At 60.9% G+C, this 16,888-nt stretch carries 18 protein-coding genes and 1 pseudogene; 11 read left to right on the top strand and 8 right to left on the bottom strand.

The window, feature by feature from the left end; genetic code table 11:
• Positions 1 to 116 precede the first annotated feature (116 nt).
• Positions 117 to 1,400, top strand: coding sequence for an FAD-binding oxidoreductase (locus DBP26_RS22195; protein ID WP_108239671.1), 1,284 nt, complete (start codon positions 117 to 119; stop codon positions 1,398 to 1,400).
• A gap of 92 nt (positions 1,401 to 1,492) precedes the next feature.
• On the opposite strand, the gene DBP26_RS22190 is transcribed toward DBP26_RS22195, so the two are convergent.
• Positions 1,493 to 2,137 carry a peptidase C39 family protein gene (locus tag DBP26_RS22190; RefSeq protein WP_256600876.1) on the bottom strand — a complete coding sequence of 215 codons (645 nt, stop codon included), beginning with the start codon at positions 2,135 to 2,137 and terminating at the stop codon, positions 1,493 to 1,495.
• 268 nt (positions 2,138 to 2,405) lie between these two features.
• Here DBP26_RS22190 and DBP26_RS27080 point away from each other — a divergent pair, with 268 nt between their 5' ends.
• The gene (locus DBP26_RS27080; protein ID WP_177411114.1) at positions 2,406 to 2,582 is read left to right on the top strand and encodes a hypothetical protein; all 177 of its coding nucleotides are present in this window, start codon (positions 2,406 to 2,408) and stop codon (positions 2,580 to 2,582) included.
• A gap of 76 nt (positions 2,583 to 2,658) precedes the next feature.
• Here DBP26_RS27080 and DBP26_RS22185 read toward each other — a convergent pair whose 3' ends face one another.
• Positions 2,659 to 3,423, bottom strand: a complete 765-nt coding sequence (locus DBP26_RS22185; RefSeq protein ID WP_108239669.1) for a TerC family protein — start codon at positions 3,421 to 3,423, stop codon at positions 2,659 to 2,661.
• A gap of 124 nt (positions 3,424 to 3,547) precedes the next feature.
• On the opposite strand from DBP26_RS22185, the gene nhaR reads away from it, so the two are divergent.
• Positions 3,548 to 4,450, top strand: a complete 903-nt coding sequence (nhaR, locus tag DBP26_RS22180; RefSeq protein ID WP_108239668.1) for a transcriptional activator NhaR — start codon at positions 3,548 to 3,550, stop codon at positions 4,448 to 4,450.
• Here the strand turns inward: nhaR and DBP26_RS22175 are convergent.
• Both DBP26_RS22175 and DBP26_RS22170 read right to left on the bottom strand, forming a co-directional pair.
• A complete protein-coding gene (locus tag DBP26_RS22175; protein ID WP_108239667.1) occupies positions 4,441 to 5,598 on the bottom strand; it encodes an MFS transporter in 1,158 nt (385 codons plus the stop codon). The two genes, nhaR and DBP26_RS22175, sit on opposite strands and share 10 nt — an antisense overlap.
• Positions 5,599 to 5,781: 183 nt before the next feature.
• Positions 5,782 to 6,291 carry a DUF1993 domain-containing protein gene (locus DBP26_RS22170; protein ID WP_108239666.1) on the bottom strand — a complete coding sequence of 170 codons (510 nt, stop codon included), beginning with the start codon at positions 6,289 to 6,291 and terminating at the stop codon, positions 5,782 to 5,784.
• 117 nt (positions 6,292 to 6,408) lie between these two features.
• On the opposite strand from DBP26_RS22170, the gene DBP26_RS22165 reads away from it, so the two are divergent.
• Positions 6,409 to 7,089 carry a DUF480 domain-containing protein gene (locus tag DBP26_RS22165; protein WP_108239665.1) on the top strand — a complete coding sequence of 227 codons (681 nt, stop codon included), beginning with the start codon at positions 6,409 to 6,411 and terminating at the stop codon, positions 7,087 to 7,089.
• Positions 7,090 to 7,204: 115 nt separating this feature from the next.
• Here the strand turns inward: DBP26_RS22165 and DBP26_RS22160 are convergent, their stop codons facing one another.
• Together DBP26_RS22160 and DBP26_RS22155 are read right to left on the bottom strand one after the other, a co-directional pair.
• A complete protein-coding gene (locus DBP26_RS22160; protein WP_108239664.1) occupies positions 7,205 to 8,638 on the bottom strand; it encodes an NAD-dependent succinate-semialdehyde dehydrogenase in 1,434 nt (477 codons plus the stop codon).
• A 136-nt stretch (positions 8,639 to 8,774) separates the two neighbouring features.
• On the bottom strand, positions 8,775 to 9,068 hold the full coding sequence (locus tag DBP26_RS22155) for a helix-turn-helix domain-containing protein (RefSeq protein ID WP_108239663.1): 294 nt from the start codon (positions 9,066 to 9,068) through the stop codon (positions 8,775 to 8,777).
• Between the two features lie 345 nt (positions 9,069 to 9,413).
• On the opposite strand from DBP26_RS22155, the gene DBP26_RS22150 reads away from it, so the two are divergent.
• Complete coding sequence (locus DBP26_RS22150; RefSeq protein WP_108239662.1) at positions 9,414 to 10,892, top strand: nucleobase:cation symporter-2 family protein; 1,479 nt, start codon at positions 9,414 to 9,416, stop codon at positions 10,890 to 10,892.
• Between the two features lie 36 nt (positions 10,893 to 10,928).
• Entirely contained in the window at positions 10,929 to 11,408 is a 480-nt protein-coding gene (locus tag DBP26_RS22145; RefSeq protein ID WP_108239661.1) for an LEA type 2 family protein, read from the top strand.
• A gap of 289 nt (positions 11,409 to 11,697) precedes the next feature.
• Here DBP26_RS22145 and DBP26_RS27005 read toward each other — a convergent pair whose 3' ends face one another.
• Together DBP26_RS27005 and DBP26_RS22140 are read right to left on the bottom strand one after the other, a co-directional pair.
• Positions 11,698 to 11,874 carry a hypothetical protein gene (locus tag DBP26_RS27005; RefSeq protein ID WP_158541407.1) on the bottom strand — a complete coding sequence of 59 codons (177 nt, stop codon included), beginning with the start codon at positions 11,872 to 11,874 and terminating at the stop codon, positions 11,698 to 11,700.
• 21 nt (positions 11,875 to 11,895) lie between these two features.
• Positions 11,896 to 12,432, bottom strand: a complete 537-nt coding sequence (locus tag DBP26_RS22140; protein ID WP_108239660.1) for a cytochrome b — start codon at positions 12,430 to 12,432, stop codon at positions 11,896 to 11,898.
• Between the two features lie 177 nt (positions 12,433 to 12,609).
• Between DBP26_RS22140 and DBP26_RS22135 the strand changes: the two genes are divergently transcribed.
• The 5 genes and pseudogenes from DBP26_RS22135 (at position 12,610) to DBP26_RS22115 (ending at position 16,879) form a co-directional block, all read left to right on the top strand.
• A complete protein-coding gene (locus DBP26_RS22135; protein WP_108239659.1) occupies positions 12,610 to 13,287 on the top strand; it encodes a thermostable hemolysin in 678 nt (225 codons plus the stop codon).
• Positions 13,277 to 14,758: an AMP-binding protein gene (locus DBP26_RS22130; RefSeq protein ID WP_108239658.1), complete on the top strand. Its 1,482-nt coding sequence runs from the start codon at positions 13,277 to 13,279 to the stop codon at positions 14,756 to 14,758. Before DBP26_RS22135 ends, DBP26_RS22130 begins: the two co-directional genes overlap by 11 nt.
• On the top strand, positions 14,755 to 15,444 hold the full coding sequence (locus DBP26_RS22125) for an iron-containing redox enzyme family protein (protein ID WP_108239657.1): 690 nt from the start codon (positions 14,755 to 14,757) through the stop codon (positions 15,442 to 15,444). The genes DBP26_RS22130 and DBP26_RS22125 overlap by 4 nt, the downstream gene beginning before the upstream one ends.
• Positions 15,431 to 16,241 (top strand): annotated as a pseudogene (locus tag DBP26_RS22120) (SDR family oxidoreductase). Before DBP26_RS22125 ends, DBP26_RS22120 begins: the two are co-directional and overlap by 14 nt.
• Positions 16,238 to 16,879, top strand: coding sequence for a tetratricopeptide repeat protein (locus DBP26_RS22115; protein ID WP_108239656.1), 642 nt, complete (start codon positions 16,238 to 16,240; stop codon positions 16,877 to 16,879). The pseudogene DBP26_RS22120 and the gene DBP26_RS22115 overlap by 4 nt, the downstream one beginning before the upstream one ends.
• Positions 16,880 to 16,888: the final 9 nt, after the last annotated feature.

The raw sequence follows: 16,888 nt of genomic DNA, 5'->3' as shown, positions 1-16,888 counted from the left end.
TCTTCTCAACCGATAAATATTTCCGACACCTCACCGCCCCAATTCCACTGGTGGCTGCGTTTTATCTCGGGTAGCATCGGCGCACTCGTCAAGAATATTAAACAGGGGCCTACAGGATGACGAACACCGCTTACCCGCAATCGTATTACGCCGCGTCCGCCAACCCTGCGCCCCACCGCCCCGCGCTGCAGGGCGAAGTCGAAACTGACGTGTGCGTCATTGGCGCCGGCTATACGGGTTTGTCGAGCGCGCTGTTTCTGTTGGAAAGCGGTTTCAAGGTCACCGTGCTGGAAGCGGCGAAAGTCGGCTTCGGCGCATCGGGGCGAAACGGCGGACAGATCGTCAACAGCTACAGCCGAGACATCGACGCGATCGAGCGCGCCGTGGGGCCCAAGCAGGCGCAACTGATGGGCCAGATGGCCTTCGAGGGCGGACGGATCATTCGCGAGCGCGTAGCTAAATATCAGATTCAGTGCGACTTGAAAGACGGCGGCGTATTCGCCGCCCTCACCGGCAAACAGATGAACCACCTGGCGTCGCAGAAGCAGCTCTGGGAACGCTATGGCCATACTCAACTGGAATTACTGGACGCAGCCGGCATGCGTGAAGTCGTGGCCTGCGATCAGTACGTCGGCGGCATGCTCGACATGAGCGGCGGCCACATTCACCCGTTGAATCTGGCACTGGGCGAAGCGGCTGCCGTGGAGTCACTGGGCGGGGCGATTTATGAACAGTCCGCCGCCATCCGCATCGACCGCGGCGCCAATCCGGTGGTCCATACTGCCCAAGGCCGGGTGCGGGCCAAATTCATCATCGTGGCGGGCAACGCGTACCTCGGGAATCTGGTGCCTGAACTGGCGGCCAAATCGATGCCCTGCGGCACCCAAGTGATCACCACCGAGCCCCTGAGCGACGAGCTGGCCCGCACCCTGCTGCCGCAGGACTACTGCGTCGAAGACTGCAATTACCTGCTGGACTATTACCGCCTCTCTGGCGACAAGCGTCTGATCTTCGGTGGCGGCGTGGTGTATGGCGCGCGGGATCCGGCGAATATCGAAGCGATCATCCGCCCGAAAATGCTAAAGGCGTTCCCGCAGCTCAAGAACGTGAAGATCGACTATGCCTGGACCGGAAACTTCCTGCTGACCCTCTCGCGCCTCCCCCAGGTGGGCCGCCTGGGGGACAACATTTATTATTCACAGGGCTGCAGCGGCCACGGCGTGACCTACACCCACCTGGCAGGCAAGGTGCTGGCCGAAGCATTGCGAGGCCAGGCCGAGCGGTTCGATGCATTCGCTGCCCTGCCCCACTACCCGTTCCCGGGCGGGACACTGTTACGTGCGCCGCTGACCGCATTGGGTGCGTGGTATTACAGCCTGCGGGACCGCCTGGGCGTCTGAGCACAGGACCGCCAAAAGGAGCAGCACGGGCTGCAAGTGGCCCAGCTCACTGGGCCGCCGCAACCGCGCTGCCTATAGGCGCCATGAGCGCCTCACCGAGCGTTGTTGATGGCTTTTACCGCTTCGCCCGCCGCCTGTTCCTGCCCGGCCTGGGCCAGTTCGTTCGCCGCCTTGAGCCAGCGTTCCCGGTCGACCGGCGCTGGAAGCTGACGCGGGCTTTGAACGAGGATCGCCCAGTTACCGGCACTGTTCCAGTCGGAGGTGAACCCCTCGAAGCTTTCGGTCATGCGCCCTAGCCCGGTATAGACCAGCACAGTGCGTTTGTTCTGATCGAAGCCGACCAACACCCCATAGCGCTGCTCTTTCCACCACAGCGAACCTTCGTTGAAACGCACCAGGACCGGGTATCCGGCCGAGACCTGGGCGAGCAAGTCGGGAAACTGATGATCGACCGGGTAAACCACGAAGCCGTACTCACGCGCAACGGTCGACATGCTCTGATCGAGCGAGGCTTGCGCGCCTGGCAGTTTGAGCGGCTTTTCCAGCAGGCCCGGGGTGGTCTGCACACCATGCACCGTCAGCATGCTGGCCAGCGCATTGGGGGCGCTCTGGAACGCCTTGCCACGAAAGAACGGCACCGCGTTGATTTCCACCCGGTCCGGCAAGCGCTTGTACTCAGCGGGGTAGCCGGGCTTGTACGCATGGGGATCCGCGCACCCTGCCAGCGCCAACACCATTGCCAGCGCACACCATTTCCATTGGGTTGCCGAGAGGCCCGATCGAGACATTCTTCACTCACTTGTCTGGTGCCGGGCATCGCGCGACCCGGCGTGGAGGCCGATCATAGAGCGGTCGTCCCCTGCGGTATAGCGCCAATGTGCAGTTCAGCCCCTGCAATAGAACAAAACGGTCATGGATTTATACCAACGGTCAATTTTCAGAAACAACTGGCGGACTAGACTGTCGGTTACAAAGAGAACGAAGCGAGAAGAGCCGGAGGGACGTATGAGCCTCGGAATGACCATTGTGATGTTGATCGCCGCGTGGCTGGCCGTTGCCGCCGCCATGCTGTGGGGCGTACTGCGGATTTCCCGTCGCCACCACCCACAGCCGCAACACCGTCCTGCAGCACGGCCCGCGCAGCCTGGCGGGCGCAAACCTCGTCCTGCCGCTGCACACTGAGCACCCTGCACGCGCAGTATGAAAAACGGTCGGCGATGGCTTCCCATCCCGACCGTTTGATTTATCCGACTGCCCCTCAGGACTTGTGAACGCTCGCCTCAGCCTCCAGCCGTTTCTGCTTCGAGCGTCGAGCCATCATGTTCAAGACCTCGATCAGGGCCGAGAACGCCATCGCGGTATAGACATAACCCTTCGGTACATGCGCGCCGAACCCTTCGGCGATCAGGGTCATGCCGATCATGATCAGGAAGCCCAGGGCCAGCATGACCACCGTCGGGTTGTCATTGATGAATTTCGCGAGCGGCTCGGACGCCACCAGCATGACAATGACTGCCGAGATCACTGCGATGACCATGATCGGCAGGTGCTCGGTCATGCCCACGGCCGTGACAATACTGTCGATGGAGAACACCAGGTCCAACATCAGAATCTGTCCGATGGCCGCTGCCATGCCCAGGGTCACCGTATTGGAAACCGCCTTTTCCGCTTCGCTCTGGATGTCCATGCTGTGGTGAATTTCCGTGGTCGCCTTCCAGACCAGGAACAGGCCACCGGCGATCAGGATCATGTCCTTCCAGGAAAACACCTGGCCAAAGACCTCGATGACCGGCTCGGTCAACTGGACGATCCAGGCCACCGTGGTCAACAGCCCGAGACGCAGGATCAGCGCCATGCTGATACCGATTCGACGTGCTTTGGTGCGCTGATGCACCGGCAGTTTATTGGTGAGGATGGAGATGAAGATCAGGTTGTCGATACCCAGGACGATTTCCATGACGACCAGCGTCGCGAGGGCGATCCACGCCGTAGGGCTTGCTGCCAATTCCAAAAGGTATTCCATGGGTCACTGTTCCAGATCGTAATGGGAGACAAGGCGGCATTCTAGGCAAACGAATACTTCAGGAAAATTCGTATTTATCAGGCGTATACTTCGATTTTAACGAAGTCCGGACGATGACCCGATCATGCTCAATTACCGCCAATTGCACTACTTCTGGGTCGTGGCCAAAACGGGCAGCATCGTGCGCGCCTGCGAGCAACTGAACCTGACGCCACAGACCATCAGTGGTCAGATTAGCCTGTTGGAGCAAACCTATGGCGTGGAACTGTTCAAACGGGTCGGACGCCAGCTTGAACTGACCGAGACGGGCCGCATCGCGTTGCCGTATGCCGAGCAGATGTTTCAACTGGGCGGCGAACTGGAGGCCCTGCTGCGCGCGCAACCCGACGAGCAACAGGTGCTGTTTCGTGTCGGCGTGGCCGATGTCGTACCCAAGTCGATCGTCTACCGCCTGATTGCACCGACCATGACCTTGAGCGAGCCGATCCGCATTACCTGTCGGGAAGATCAACTCGAACGCCTGCTGGCCGATCTGGCGATTCAACGACTGGACCTGGTGATCTCCGACAGCCCGATGCCCAGTCACCTGGACATCAAGGGCTACAGCCAGAAACTCGGCGAATGCGGGGTCAGCTTTTTCGCCACCTCCGCCCTGGCGAAGGCCTACGGAAGCGACTTTCCCCATGGGATGCAAGGCGCGCCCCTGCTGATTCCCGGGCAGCACACCGTGGTGCGCAACCGGCTGATGCGCTGGTTCGCCGAGCAGAACGTACAGCCGAAGATCGTCGGGGAATTCGATGACAGCGCGTTGATGAAGGCTTTTGGCAAATCCGGCAGTGGGATTTTCATCGCGCCGAGCGTCATCGCCGATGAAGTGATGGACCAGTACGATGTGGAACTCATCGGCCAGACGGATGCAGTGACCGAGTCCTTCTATGCGATTTCGGTCGAGCGCAAGGTCAAGCACCCCGGCATCGTCGCGATCACCGAAGGTGCCCGACGCCAACTGTTCACCGATCAGGCCTGACAGGTCGCCTGACGCGGCTCTGCGATCATCAACACCCCTGCCAGCAGGATCGACAGCAGGATGATGCCCGCCCCGGCGAAGCCCAGCTTGTCCAGGCCGAACTGCTCGATCACCCGTCCGCCGATGAGCGCCCCCGCGCCAATCCCCAGATTGGCCCCGGCAATGTTCAGTGAAGCGGCGAATGCAGGGGCTTGAGGCGCCGCTTTCATCAAGCGCGCATGGCTGACCAGAAACAACGCCGCCTGGGTCACGCCCCACACGGTCAAAGACAGCGCCAGCGCAGGCACCGAGTGCATACTTGGCACCACCATCACCATGCCGCCGATCATGAACGCACAGAAGGTGAGGCTGGCCATCAGCGGGTGACGATCCACCAGACGGCCGCCCAGCCAGTTACCCAGCAACCCGACGGCACCGAACCCCATCAGACACCAGCCCACCAACGCGCCATCGAAACCGGCCAGCCGTTCGAGCATGTCGGCCAAGTAGGTGTAGGCCGTGAACATACCGCTGAACACCAGCACCGACAGCAGCACATGGCCTTGCATCAAGCGGTTGCGCAGGATGGCGAACTGGCTGCGGAACGAGGCCTGGTGCTGGTGCACGCTCTGCGGCAGATAGATGAACAACAGCAAGGCCTTGGCGAACGCCAGCACCGACAGCAACGCAAAAGCACTGCGCCAGCCGAATGCGTCAGACACCAGCGTGCCCACCGGAATCCCGAATACCGTGGCGCACACGATGCCAAAGCCGATCTTGGCGATGGCGCGCCCGGCATGGTCCGGGCCGGCGATATCCACCGCCGTTTCGCTGGCCAACGCCCAGAACACCGGCAACCCCAGCGCTGGGATCAATCGCGCGATGGCCATGACGCCAATATTCGGCGCCACCGCCGCGACGGCGTTGGCCACGCCGAACAGCATCAAGACTGATATGAACAGGCGCTTGCGCTCGAAGCGGGAAAAATAAGCGGTCAGGAAAGGGCCGAAGCAGGCGACAGTGAAGGCGAACAGGGTCACCAACAAGCCTGCTTGCGCAATGGTCACCTCCAGGTCGCGAGCGATCGCCGGCAACAGACCGACGATCACGAACTCTGTGGTCAGGACCGTGAATCCGGCGGCTGACAACAGGTAAATGGGGAAGAACATGAACACTCCATGAAAGACGGTACCGCCAACCCTTGCGCAAGGGCCAGACGATGGAAATGAGCGGATGACGACAGATGAGAGGCAGGGCGCTTGATGGCCCTTGAAGGCAACCCCGCCGTCCGAAGGGTTCAGACGGCGGAGCCGTTCAGGCGTTCAACCCGATGGGACGAGCGAGCAGGTCACTCAGAACGAGCCGATGTAATCCCGCTTGCCGACCTCGACGCCGTTGTGGCGCAGCAGGTCGTAAGCCGTGGTGACGTGGAAGAAGAATTGCGGCAGGGAATAATGCAGCAGGTACGCCTGGGTGTTCAGGCGCTTCTCCTTATCGGTGCCCGGACGCAACACGATTTCGCGCGCTTCGTTGCCGTTGACCTGCTCGGGCGTGACCGTGTCGAGGAAGGCCAGCACCTTGCTCAGTAGAGCCTGCAGCTCGGCAAAGGTGGTTTCGGTGTCTTCGTACTTCGGCGGCTCGATGCCGGACAGACGCGCGCCAGCGCCCTTGGCGAAGTCCACGGCGATCTGCACTTGGCGTACCAGGGGGAACATGTCGGGGTACAGGCGCGCCTGCAACAGTGCGTCCGGCTGGATGTTCTTGGCGGCAGCGTGGGCTTCGCCCTTGGCCAGGACGGCGCCCAGCGCAGTGAGCATTTGTTTGAAAACCGGAATCGAGGCGGCGTAAAGGGAAATGGTCATGGCAGTTCCTGATGGATGAAGTCGCAATGATCGGCATGACGAGCATGCGAACGCGGCTTGTCTTTTACCTCATCCACCCCCTACCCTCATAGCCTTTTCAACACGTAGGGGTAGGCCATGTCCACCGAGCTGGATTCCAATAACGACGCCGGGCACGAGGCCCACAGCGCAGACACCCTGCAGTTGAACAGCACCGAAGTGCGCATTCTGGGCTGCCTGATCGAGAAGCAGGCCAGCCAGCCCGAATCTTACCCCCTGACGCTCAACGCGCTGGTGCTGGCCTGCAATCAGAAAACCAGCCGCGAGCCGGTCATGAACCTCACGCCAGGCCAGGTCGGACAGGGCTTGCGCGCCCTGGAAAGCCTGGAGCTGGCGCGGCTGGTCATGGGCAGCCGCGCCGACCGCTGGGAACAACGGGCCGACAAGAAACTTGAGCTGGTGCCAGCACAACTGATTCTGACGGGTTTGCTGCTGTTGCGTGGCCCGCAGACCGTCAATGAACTGCTCACCCGCAGCAGCCGGATGCACGACTTCGACGATGCGGAGGCAGTGGTTCATCAGCTTGATCGACTGATTGGTCGCGGTCTGGCGGTGCTGATTCCGAAACAGGCGGGACAACGCGAAGACCGCTACACGCACGCCCTGGGCGACCCTGCGGACTTGGAGGCAGTACTGGCCGCTCGGCAGCATTCGGCCGAACGGGTCAGCGGTGGGCAGGCGGCGTTGGCGGACCGGGTGCAAGCACTGGAGGAACGACTCGCTGCGCTGGAAGAACGGTTGGCGAATCGGGAGGGCTAATTGCCGTTCGCCAGTGCTGCTGGCGTTAGAGAAGGCGTGGTGAATGCAGGGGCGACGACGCGCCGCTGCGAGCACGGAGCCCGGTGCAGCCGGGCTCCGTCAGTAATGGGCCGCGTCACAGGTTGAATACGGTCACCAGTTTGGTGTTCAGGTAGGCCTCGATCGCCTCGGTGCCGCCTTCCGACCCGTACCCGGAGTCCTTGATCCCCCCGAATGGGACCTCGACCAGCCCAATGCCCTGATGGTTGATCGACAGCATCCCCGCTTCGATGCGGGTACTGAGAATGTGCGCCGTCTTCATGGACGAAGTGAATGCATACGAGGCCAGACCGAACGGTACGCGGTTGGACTCTTTTACAGCCTCTTCAACGGTGTCGAACGGCACGATCAGCGCCAGTGGACCAAACGGCTCCTCATTCATGGCACGCATGTCGCGCGTCAGCCCGCTGAGGACGGTCGGCTGGAAGAAGTAGCCCGCCCCCTCCAACGCTTTGCCGCCCACTTCCAGCGTAGCGCCCTTGTCGCAGGCGTCCTTGATGAGCGCCGTCAACGCCGGAGCGCGCCGCTCGTTGGCCAGCGGCCCCATGGTCACACCCTGCTCCAGCCCGTTGCCAACGTTGACCTCGTGCGTCAGGCCCACGAACTTCTCGATGAACTGCTGATACACCCCACGCTGGACCAGAATGCGCGTCGGCGATACACACACTTGGCCGGCGTTGCGAAACTTGGCGCCTGCCAGCGTGCGCGCCGCCAGGTCCAGGTCGGCGTCATCGAAGACCAGTGCCGGAGCGTGCCCGCCCAGTTCCATGGTCGCTCGCTTCATGTGCTGACCGGCCAATGCCGCCAACTGCTTGCCGACGGGGGTGGAGCCGGTGAAGGTCACTTTCTTGATCACCGGGTGCGCGATCAGGTAGCTGGAAATCTGTGCGGGATCCCCGTAAACCAGCCCGATCACACCCGCCGGAACACCGGCATCGCTGAAGGCACGAATCAGTTCGGCAGGCGATGCCGGGGTTTCTTCCGGTGCCTTGACGATGATCGAGCAACCGGCCGCCAACGCGGACGACAGTTTGCGCACCACTTGGTTGATCGGGAAGTTCCACGGCGTGAAGGCGGCGACCGGTCCAACAGGCTCCTTGATCACCTTTTGTTCAACCGAGGGATTGCGTGACGGTACCAGGCGCCCATAGGCACGGCGCCCCTCCTCGGCCAGCCAGTCAATGATATCGGCCGCGGAGAGGGTCTCCATTCGCGCCTCTGCCAGCGGCTTGCCCTGCTCTTGGGTCATGATTCTGGCAATGGCGTCGACACGCTCGCGCAGCAGATTGGCCGCTTTTTGCATGATCTTGTAGCGCTCATACGCAGGCGTACTGCGCCAGGCTTCGAAACCGCGCTCGGCCGCCGCCAGTGCCTTGTCCAGATCGACGATGTCCGCATGGGCAACGGTGCCCAAGGTTTCCCCGGTCGCCGGATTGATGACAGGGAGGGTGCGGCCGTTTTCACTGGCGCGCCATTGGCCATCGATGAACAGCTGAACGTCTGGGTACATGAGAATGCTCCGGATACGCCTGAACGGCGGAGAATGGAAAAATGCGAAGGCAAACAATGTAGGGGGCGATGCCTCTTTGGGTCAACACCTGAAAATTCGATAACCATTAGTTATCGGTTAATAACGCGGTTCGGTCTTATATTTCCATCAATTGCCGCGCATACGCCTGCAACGTTTCCCGCTGAATTCTGAAGCTGGCGAACTTACCCAAGCGCAGCGTGGTGATCAGCCCTGCTCGCTCGAGCTCTTTGGTGTGATGGGAAACGGTTGCCGCGCTGATGGGGTGAACCTTGAGAAGGTCTGCACAGGGAACGGCGTCGGGATGCGCCGCGATTTGCAACAGGATTTGATAGCGTCGCTGGTCGGCCAGCGCTCGGGAGATCGCTGCCACCTGCAAATCGGTCATTGGAGCGGGAGGTGCCGTATTCATGTCGGATCGAAACGCCTCAGTTGAAACCTCCCTGTCGGTCACCGGCTCGCCGCGAGCGGAATGTTGGCCACGCGGCATGTTCGACGCACTTTGGCGCCTGAGGTTCAGGGGGACAGCATAAGCGGGGTGCCCCGCGGATGAAACATTTTCCGGCTTTATTGACTGGACTCACCGCGGGCGTCATCCGAACTGTTTTTTGTACACAATAATCGAGTTAATTGTTTTTATTATTGTAGACATAGCGTAAAGTCCAGAACCTGACCTGATAGACAGTTTCTCTACTCCGGTTCGTACCGCGCCTTTTGCAAAGCCCACGACCGAATAAAAACAATTGGCAGGCTCACCATGATCACACCCTCACGCAGCGCCGCTTCGCGCCCAGTCAACCGCACAACCGACCTGATCTACGGACTCGACGACCGACCGCATTTCGCAGCCGCGATGTTCGCCGCCCTGCAGCATGTGCTGGCCAGTTTCGTTGGCATCATCACGCCCACGCTGATCGTCGGCAGTGCGTTGGGACTGGACCATGAAATTCCCTACTTGATCAGCATGGCGTTGTTCGTTTCCGGACTCGGCACCTTCGTTCAAGCCAAGCGCATCGGCCCGATAGGCTCAGGGCTGCTGTGCCTGCAAGGCACCAGCTTTTCGTTTCTCAGCGTGATCCTCAGCGCCGGGTTTCTGGTCAAAAGCCGTGGCGGTGGCCCCGAGGAAATTCTCTCGACCCTTTTCGGCGTGTGCTTCTGCGCGGCGTTCGTCGAAGTGGTGCTCAGCCAGTTCATCGGTAAGTTGCGCAAGCTGATCACCCCGGTCGTGACCGGCACCATCATCACCTTGATGGGCTTGTCACTGCTCAAAGTCGCGATGACCGACATGGCGGGCGGCGTCGGGGCACCCGACCTGGGATCGGCAACGCACCTGGGACTGGCAGCGTTGGTGCTGGGCACCATCGTCCTTCTCAATCGCTTCAACGTGCCCGTGCTGCGCCTGAGCGCCATCATCATCGGCCTGACGCTGGGGTTTCTCGTCGCCTGGTCACTGGGCAGGGTCGATTTCGCGCTCATGCCCGATGTGCCGCTGATGAGCGTTCCCGTGCCGTTCAAATACGGGTTTTCCTTCGATCTGGTGGCGTTCATCCCGATTGCCGTGATCTTTCTGGTTTCCCCCCTGGAAGCCGCCGGCGACCTGACCGCCAACTCGATGATCTCCCAACAACCGGTCAGCGGCCCGGCCTACCTGAGACGCATCAAATCGGGGCTGCTGGCCGACGGCCTCAATTCCGCCATGGCCGCGACCTTCAACAGCCTGCCCATGGTGACCTTTGCCCAGAACAACGGGGTGATTCAGTTGACCGGCGTGGCCAGTCGCTTCGTGGCGTTCTTCATTGCCGGAATCCTGGTGCTGTTGGGCTTGTTCCCGATCGTGGGCGCCGTGCTGCAGTTGATGCCCAAACCGGTCCTGGGCGGCGCCACGCTGATCATGTTTGGCACGGTGGCGGTGGCCGGGATCAAGATCCTGTCAGAGGCTGGCCTGCACCGTCGCAACATGCTGATTGTGGCCATTTCGCTGGGCATGGGGTTGGGGGTGGCGGCGGTTCCCGAAGTCCTGCGCGAACTGCCCAAGGCGCTGCATAACATTTTCGAGTCGCCGATCACGGTGGGCGCCTTCTGCGCTATCGCCCTCAATCTTTTTTTACCGGAAGACGCCGTCGACGACGACGTCACGGAATTCGATCCGGAAGCCTCGACCGTCAGGGTTTTGCAGGATGCCGACGCAGAACCTCTGATGAACCGCGCGGTCGCAGAAGGGAACCGCCAGACTTGACGACAGGGCCAGCCATCACGGCCCACGGAGGCTTGAATGCCGCGACACCTGAGCCGTTACCTGCTGCTTGCCCTGCTGCTGACAGGATTGAGCGCCTGCTCGGTTTTTTCTCATCGCGATCCGCTGAACATCAACGTGGTGGGCATCGAGCCATTGCCGGCGCAGGATCTCGAGATTCGCTTCGCCGTCAAGCTGCGCTTGCAGAACCCCAATGAAACGGACATTCAGTATGACGGCGTGGCCCTGAATCTGGACGTCAACGGCAGGCTGCTGGCATCGGGGGTGAGCGATCAAAAAGGCACGATCACTCGGTTCTCGGAAGGCGTGCTCACCGTACCGGTCACGGTCTCGGCGTTTGCAGCGCTGCGTCAGGCGGTGGGTTTGTCCGAGAAACAGAGCCTGGACAACGTGCCTTACGAGCTGCACGGCAAGTTGGCCGGCGGGCTATTCGGCACCCTGCGCTTTTATGACAGCGGCACGCTGAGCCTGCCGCAACCTGCCAGCGGCAGTTGGTGATCACCGGCGCCCGCCACCCCCTCGACAGCCAGCGACGCGCTCAGTCTCTGACGAACCGAACGCCAGGTCGGGCATAACGGCCGACGACATCGAAACCGTAGCGCGCACGGCTATCACCGCGTATGTGCGGCCTAAGCAGTCGGCAGAAGGGTGCCCGCGAGTGGGACCGACGTTCATTTTGATCAAGCCCCCCGTCCTCCAATCACATCGACCCGGAGGAATACCTCTGTATGTCAGTTGCCGAAGGATCTCGATACCCGATTGAGATTGGCGCTGCGAAGACATCGTCCTACCCGACATTGAAGGCCTGGTAGCCGACGGCAACCTGGTCAAAATCGAGCCAGGCTACAGCGTTCAAACCTAAGTCGGTTTCGATGCCATCAGCCCTTACATTGTCGGCCTGGGCATCGGTCGCAACGGTCAACCGACCGTTTACCGCCTTGCCCATAGAGCGATGTGATGCCATTGGGCGTGCCTAGGTTGGAGCCTATCGAGGCAGCATCCGCCTCAGCGTGTTATCGCGCACGTAGTAATGATGAAACAGACCCGCCGCCGCATGCAGCCCGATCAGCCAATAGCCCAGACGCCCCATCCATTCATGCCAGCCTTTGATTTGCTTGGCCAATGCGGGGTCAATGGCTATAGGCGCGGGCATGAAAAACTCGAAATACGGCACGGGCTTGCCTCCAGCGGCCAGCATCAGCCATGCCAATACGGGTGTGGCGATCATCAGGACATACAGCAATGCGTGCATCAAATGGGAGAGCCCAACCTGCCAAATGGGCGGCTGGGGGCTTATCGCGGGTGCCTGATATACCAAGCGCCCGAGCAAACGAATCCAGACCAGCGCAAAGATTGCTAGGCCAAACAGGCCGTGCAAGCCCAGGAGTGCGGAGCGCAATGTGCTCCCACGTGGCGACAGGCCTTTGAGTTCGATGCAGGCATAGACGCCGACGAACAGCGCAAGCATCAGCCAATGCAGATACATGGAGAGGTTGGCGTAACGCGGTGTTGATGACGTCATGTCGGGGCTCGCTTTCAAGAAGAGGATGAACAGGCCGTGGCGGCGATCGGACTGTGCGGCAGCTGTCTTAAGGCAATCTGAAGAACGCGGCCTGCTCCCTTTTCTCTCACCTTCAGACTTCGTTAAGAATCGGCACCGATACTCCCCTCCATTCACCACTGGGGAGGAGCCTCACCCATGCAGGGTCTGGACTGGAACATTTGTCTACCACTGAGCTTCGGCACCGCTGAAGCCCCCGCTCTCTCACTCCATCGTGCCTTGGCACAAGAGCCGCAGCGCGAAAGTTTCGAAGCCTTTATCCAGCAGCGCTTTCGCAAAGCCCACGACGCAGAGATCCGTCAGTTCATGCCTGAGCTGTTCGGCCTGAACGATGGCGCAGGTAGCCTGTGTGCAGTCGCAGGGGTACGCACGGCGACCTCAGGCTCTTTGTTCCTGGAACAATATCTGGACGAGCCGATCGAGCGAGCCATCGAGGCGCACGCGGCACGGCCAGTGGATCGCCAGGGTATCGTCGAGGTCGGCAACCTGGCCGCAAGCAACCTGGGCAGTGCCAGGCTCAGCATCATCACCGTCACTTGGTTACTGGCGATGGGCGGCCTGGAATGGGTAGCGTTTACGGGTAATGCGGGGCTGGTCAACAGCTTCAATCGCTTGGGTCTGCGCCCTGTCATGTTGTGCGCTGCCGACCCGATGCGGCTGGGAGATGATCGCCATGCCTGGGGCAATTACTACGACACTCAGCCCAGCGTGCATGTGGGGGACATACGTTCCGGCTTCTTGCATTTGAGCCACAGCGGTGTGTTCGAGCGGTTTGGCCTGCCACTGACCTTGGAGCGCAGTTGCCATGTCGCCTGAACTCAGCGCTTTCCGTCAGCGGATCGCAGAGCTGGCGACCCATCAGCCAAACGCCTATGCCCTTTGGGGCGATGACCTCAAGCTCGACTACGCCGAACTGGATGCCGAGATTCGGCTGCGCCAGCAGAGACTGCGCGACCTGAATGCCAAGGTGGTCGCAGTCTCGTTGGAGAACGGGCCTGACATGATGATCTGGGATCTGGCGATTCTGTTTGAGGAGCTGGCCTGCCTTGCTCTACCGCCCTTCTTCACCGCCGCTCAGCGCCTTCATTGCCTTGCACAGAGTCAGGCCGACGTGGTTATCGGCGGCGCCGACCATGAGGCAGAAATGGCGCAAGCGGGTTTTCAATGCCGTGATGGTTTCTGGGTCAGGCCTGCGGCTGAGCCCTCGCCGCTCCCACCGGGCACGGCGAAGCTGACTTTCACCTCTGGTACCACGGGCACACCAAAAGGCGTGTGCCTTAGCGCCGACAGCGTGCTGTCCGTCGCGCGGGAACTGCAACTGGCCAGTGAGTCGCAGGAACCTCGTCACCATCTCTCACTACTACCGTTGGCCATTCTGCTGGAAAACATCGGCTGCTACGCCGCGCTCTACGCCGGTGCCTTGATCAGTTTGCCCAGCCAGCGGACGCTGGGTATCCACGGCGCCAGTGGCGTGGATCTGCCGAAGCTTCTGTCTAGCCTGAAGCTCCGCCATCCTGAGAGCATGATTCTCGTGCCGCAACTGCTCCTGCTGTTGGTCAAGGCCTGTGAGATCGGCGCGTTCGACGGCGGCGAGTTGCGCTTCGTTGCAGTAGGAGGCGCAAAGGTCAGCCATGAGCTGCTGATGCGCGCCGCCTCCGCGGGCATTCCCGTTTACGAGGGCTACGGGCTTTCCGAATGCGCGTCGGTTGTCGCACTCAATCGCCCTGGGGCACTTCGTCCGGGCAGTGTTGGCAAGCCATTGCCACATGTCCAGTTGCGTTTGGCTGAAGACGGCGAAGTCTTGATTGCATGCTCCGGCATGCTGGGATACCTCGGCGATACGCAGCCCGTCCCTCAGTGGTGGCCAAGCGGTGATTTGGGGGAATGGGACGCCGATGGGTTCCTCCACCTTCACGGCCGCAAGAAGGCTCAGTTCGTCACCAGCTTCGGCCGAAACGTCAGCCCTGAATGGGTAGAGGCCGAGCTGACCCAGCGCGGCCATGTCGGTCAGGCGTTCGTATACGGCGAAGCGATGGCCCACAACCATGCGCTGATCTGGCCGCTGCGTCCTGAAACCACTGACCTGCAAATCGCCGAAACCGTCGCCATGGCCAATGAAGGGCTACCCGACTATGCGCGCGTCCATGGCTGGACACGGCTAGAGCAGCCGTTCAGCCCAGGTAATGGCATGGCGACCGCCAATGGTCGTCCCAAGCGGGAAGCCATTCTGGCGCACTACCACCATCTTTTTACCGAGCCCGCACGAGCCGAGGATCATTCATCATGAGTTTTTTCGAGACGCTACAAGCCGCCACGCGTACTGAACGCGAGGCACTGTTCAATCTGCCGGTGATTCACCATGCGCTGTTTGGGCAAGTGACGCTGGAGAGCTATACCGCGTTTCTGACACAGGCCTATTACCACGTGCGCCATACCGTGCCCTTGATGATGGCCTGTGGCGCTCGCCTGCCCCCGCGGCTGGAATGGCTACGCGGCGCTGTGTGCGAATACATCGAAGATGAGTACGGTCACGAGCAATGGATTCTCAACGACCTGCGCGCCTGCGGTGCTGACGCTGACGCGGTACGTGACGGCACGCCGGGCCAGCCTATCGAGTTGATGGTCGCCTACCTCTATGACTTGATTGCCCGGGGCAATTCCGTGGGTCTGTTCGGCATGGTGAATGTCCTGGAGGGCACCAGCATCGCCTTAGCGACTCATGCGGCGGGTAGCATCCAACAACGGCTTGGCTTGCCTGCCACTGCTTTCAGTTACCTCAGTTCCCACGGCAGCCTTGACGTCGAGCACATGGAAACCTACCGCAAATTGATGGATCGTCTGAACGATCCGCAAGATCAGGCAGCGGTGATCAAGGCGTCCAAGATGGTGTACGCGCTGTATACCGACATGTTCCGGCAACTCCCTGCCGTGCTCGTCGAGCCTGAGAAGGAATCTATTCATGCGTCTGTCTGAAGCCCGTGTCGTATTGACCGGGGCCAGCGGCGGAATCGGCCTCGCCATTGCCGAAGCCTTGTGCAGCCATGGCGCCGAGGTGCTGGCGGTATCCAGGCATCAGGAGCCCTTGCTGCCGTTGCAGAAGCAGTACCCGCACTTGTTGCACTGGGTCAAAGCCGACCTGACGACTCATGACGGTCGTCAGCATGCCCTGATGACAGCTCAGGCCATGGAGGGCATCAACCTGCTGATCAATGCAGCGGGGGGTCAATCACTTCGCGATGCTGGAGCAACTCCCTGCCCGAGAAGTCGACGCGATGCTCAACATCAATGTGCATGCGCCGATCCTGCTTACCGGCCTGATGCTGCCGCTGTTACGCAGTGTCGAGCGCGCCATGATCGTCAACGTCGGCTCGACCTTTGGTTCGATCGGTTACGCCGGCTATGCCACTTACTGCGCCAGTAAGTTTGCCCTGCGTGGATTCTCCGAAGCCTTGCGTCGAGAGTTGGCGGATACGCGAGTCGGTGTGCTGTACGTCGCCCCGCGTGCGACCCGCACCTCGATGAACGGGCCGGCGGCGCGCGCCTTGAATACGGCCCTAAAAAGCAATGAGGACGACCCTCAGACTGTTGCTGCCGCCGTTGTCAGCGCGATCGCTGGCGATCAACGAGAACTCTACCTCGGCTGGCCGGAACGTTTTTTCGTGCGCCTCAATGGTCTGCTTCCCGCCTTGGTTGACCGCTCCCTGCGCAAGCACCTGCCGCTGATTCGTCGGCTGAGCAGCACGCCTTTTGAAGAGAAACCCAAACCATGAAAGCCCTGATCATTACCCTGCTCTCATTGTTCATCGTGCCTGCTTGGGCGCTAGAAGCGCCGGACCAACAGCGCCTGGCGTCCATTCAACAGGAATGGGCACACATCCAGTACCAGTTGCCTGAAGACCAGCGTGTCGCCGCATTCGAAAAGCTGGCCGCCCAGTCAGCACAGTTCAAGCAGGAGCGCCCCACTGCTGCCGAGGCCTGGATCTGGTCAGGTATCGTCACCAGCAGTTGGGCCGGTGCCCAAGGTGGCCTCGGCGCGTTGAGCAAGGTCAAGCAGGCCAAGGCTGATCTGGAAAAGGCGCTGTCGCTGGATCCGTCGGCGCTGCAAGGCTCCGCATATGCGAGCCTGGCGGCCTTGTATGATCGAGTGCCCGGCTGGCCCATCGGATTTGGCGACGCAGACAAGGCTCAAGGCCTGTTGGAGCAGGCGTTGAAAATCAATCCCGACGGCATCGACCCACTGTACTTCTGGGGCGATCATCTTTTCCGCCAGGGGCACTATGCTCAAGCGAAGGCGGCGTTGGAGAAAGCCCTGCAAGCGCCCCCCCGCCCGGGTCGGGAGTTGGCCGACAGTGGCCGACGCAAGGATATCCAGTTGCTGCTGGTCGACGTGAACAAGAAACTGAAATGACGGAGCTTG

This window comes from Pseudomonas sp. RIT409, assembly GCF_003052515.2.
Lineage (GTDB): Bacteria > Pseudomonadota > Gammaproteobacteria > Pseudomonadales > Pseudomonadaceae > Aquipseudomonas.
The sequence above is the reverse complement of the archived record's forward strand: the minus strand, read 5'-3'. Positions and strand labels throughout refer to the sequence as shown.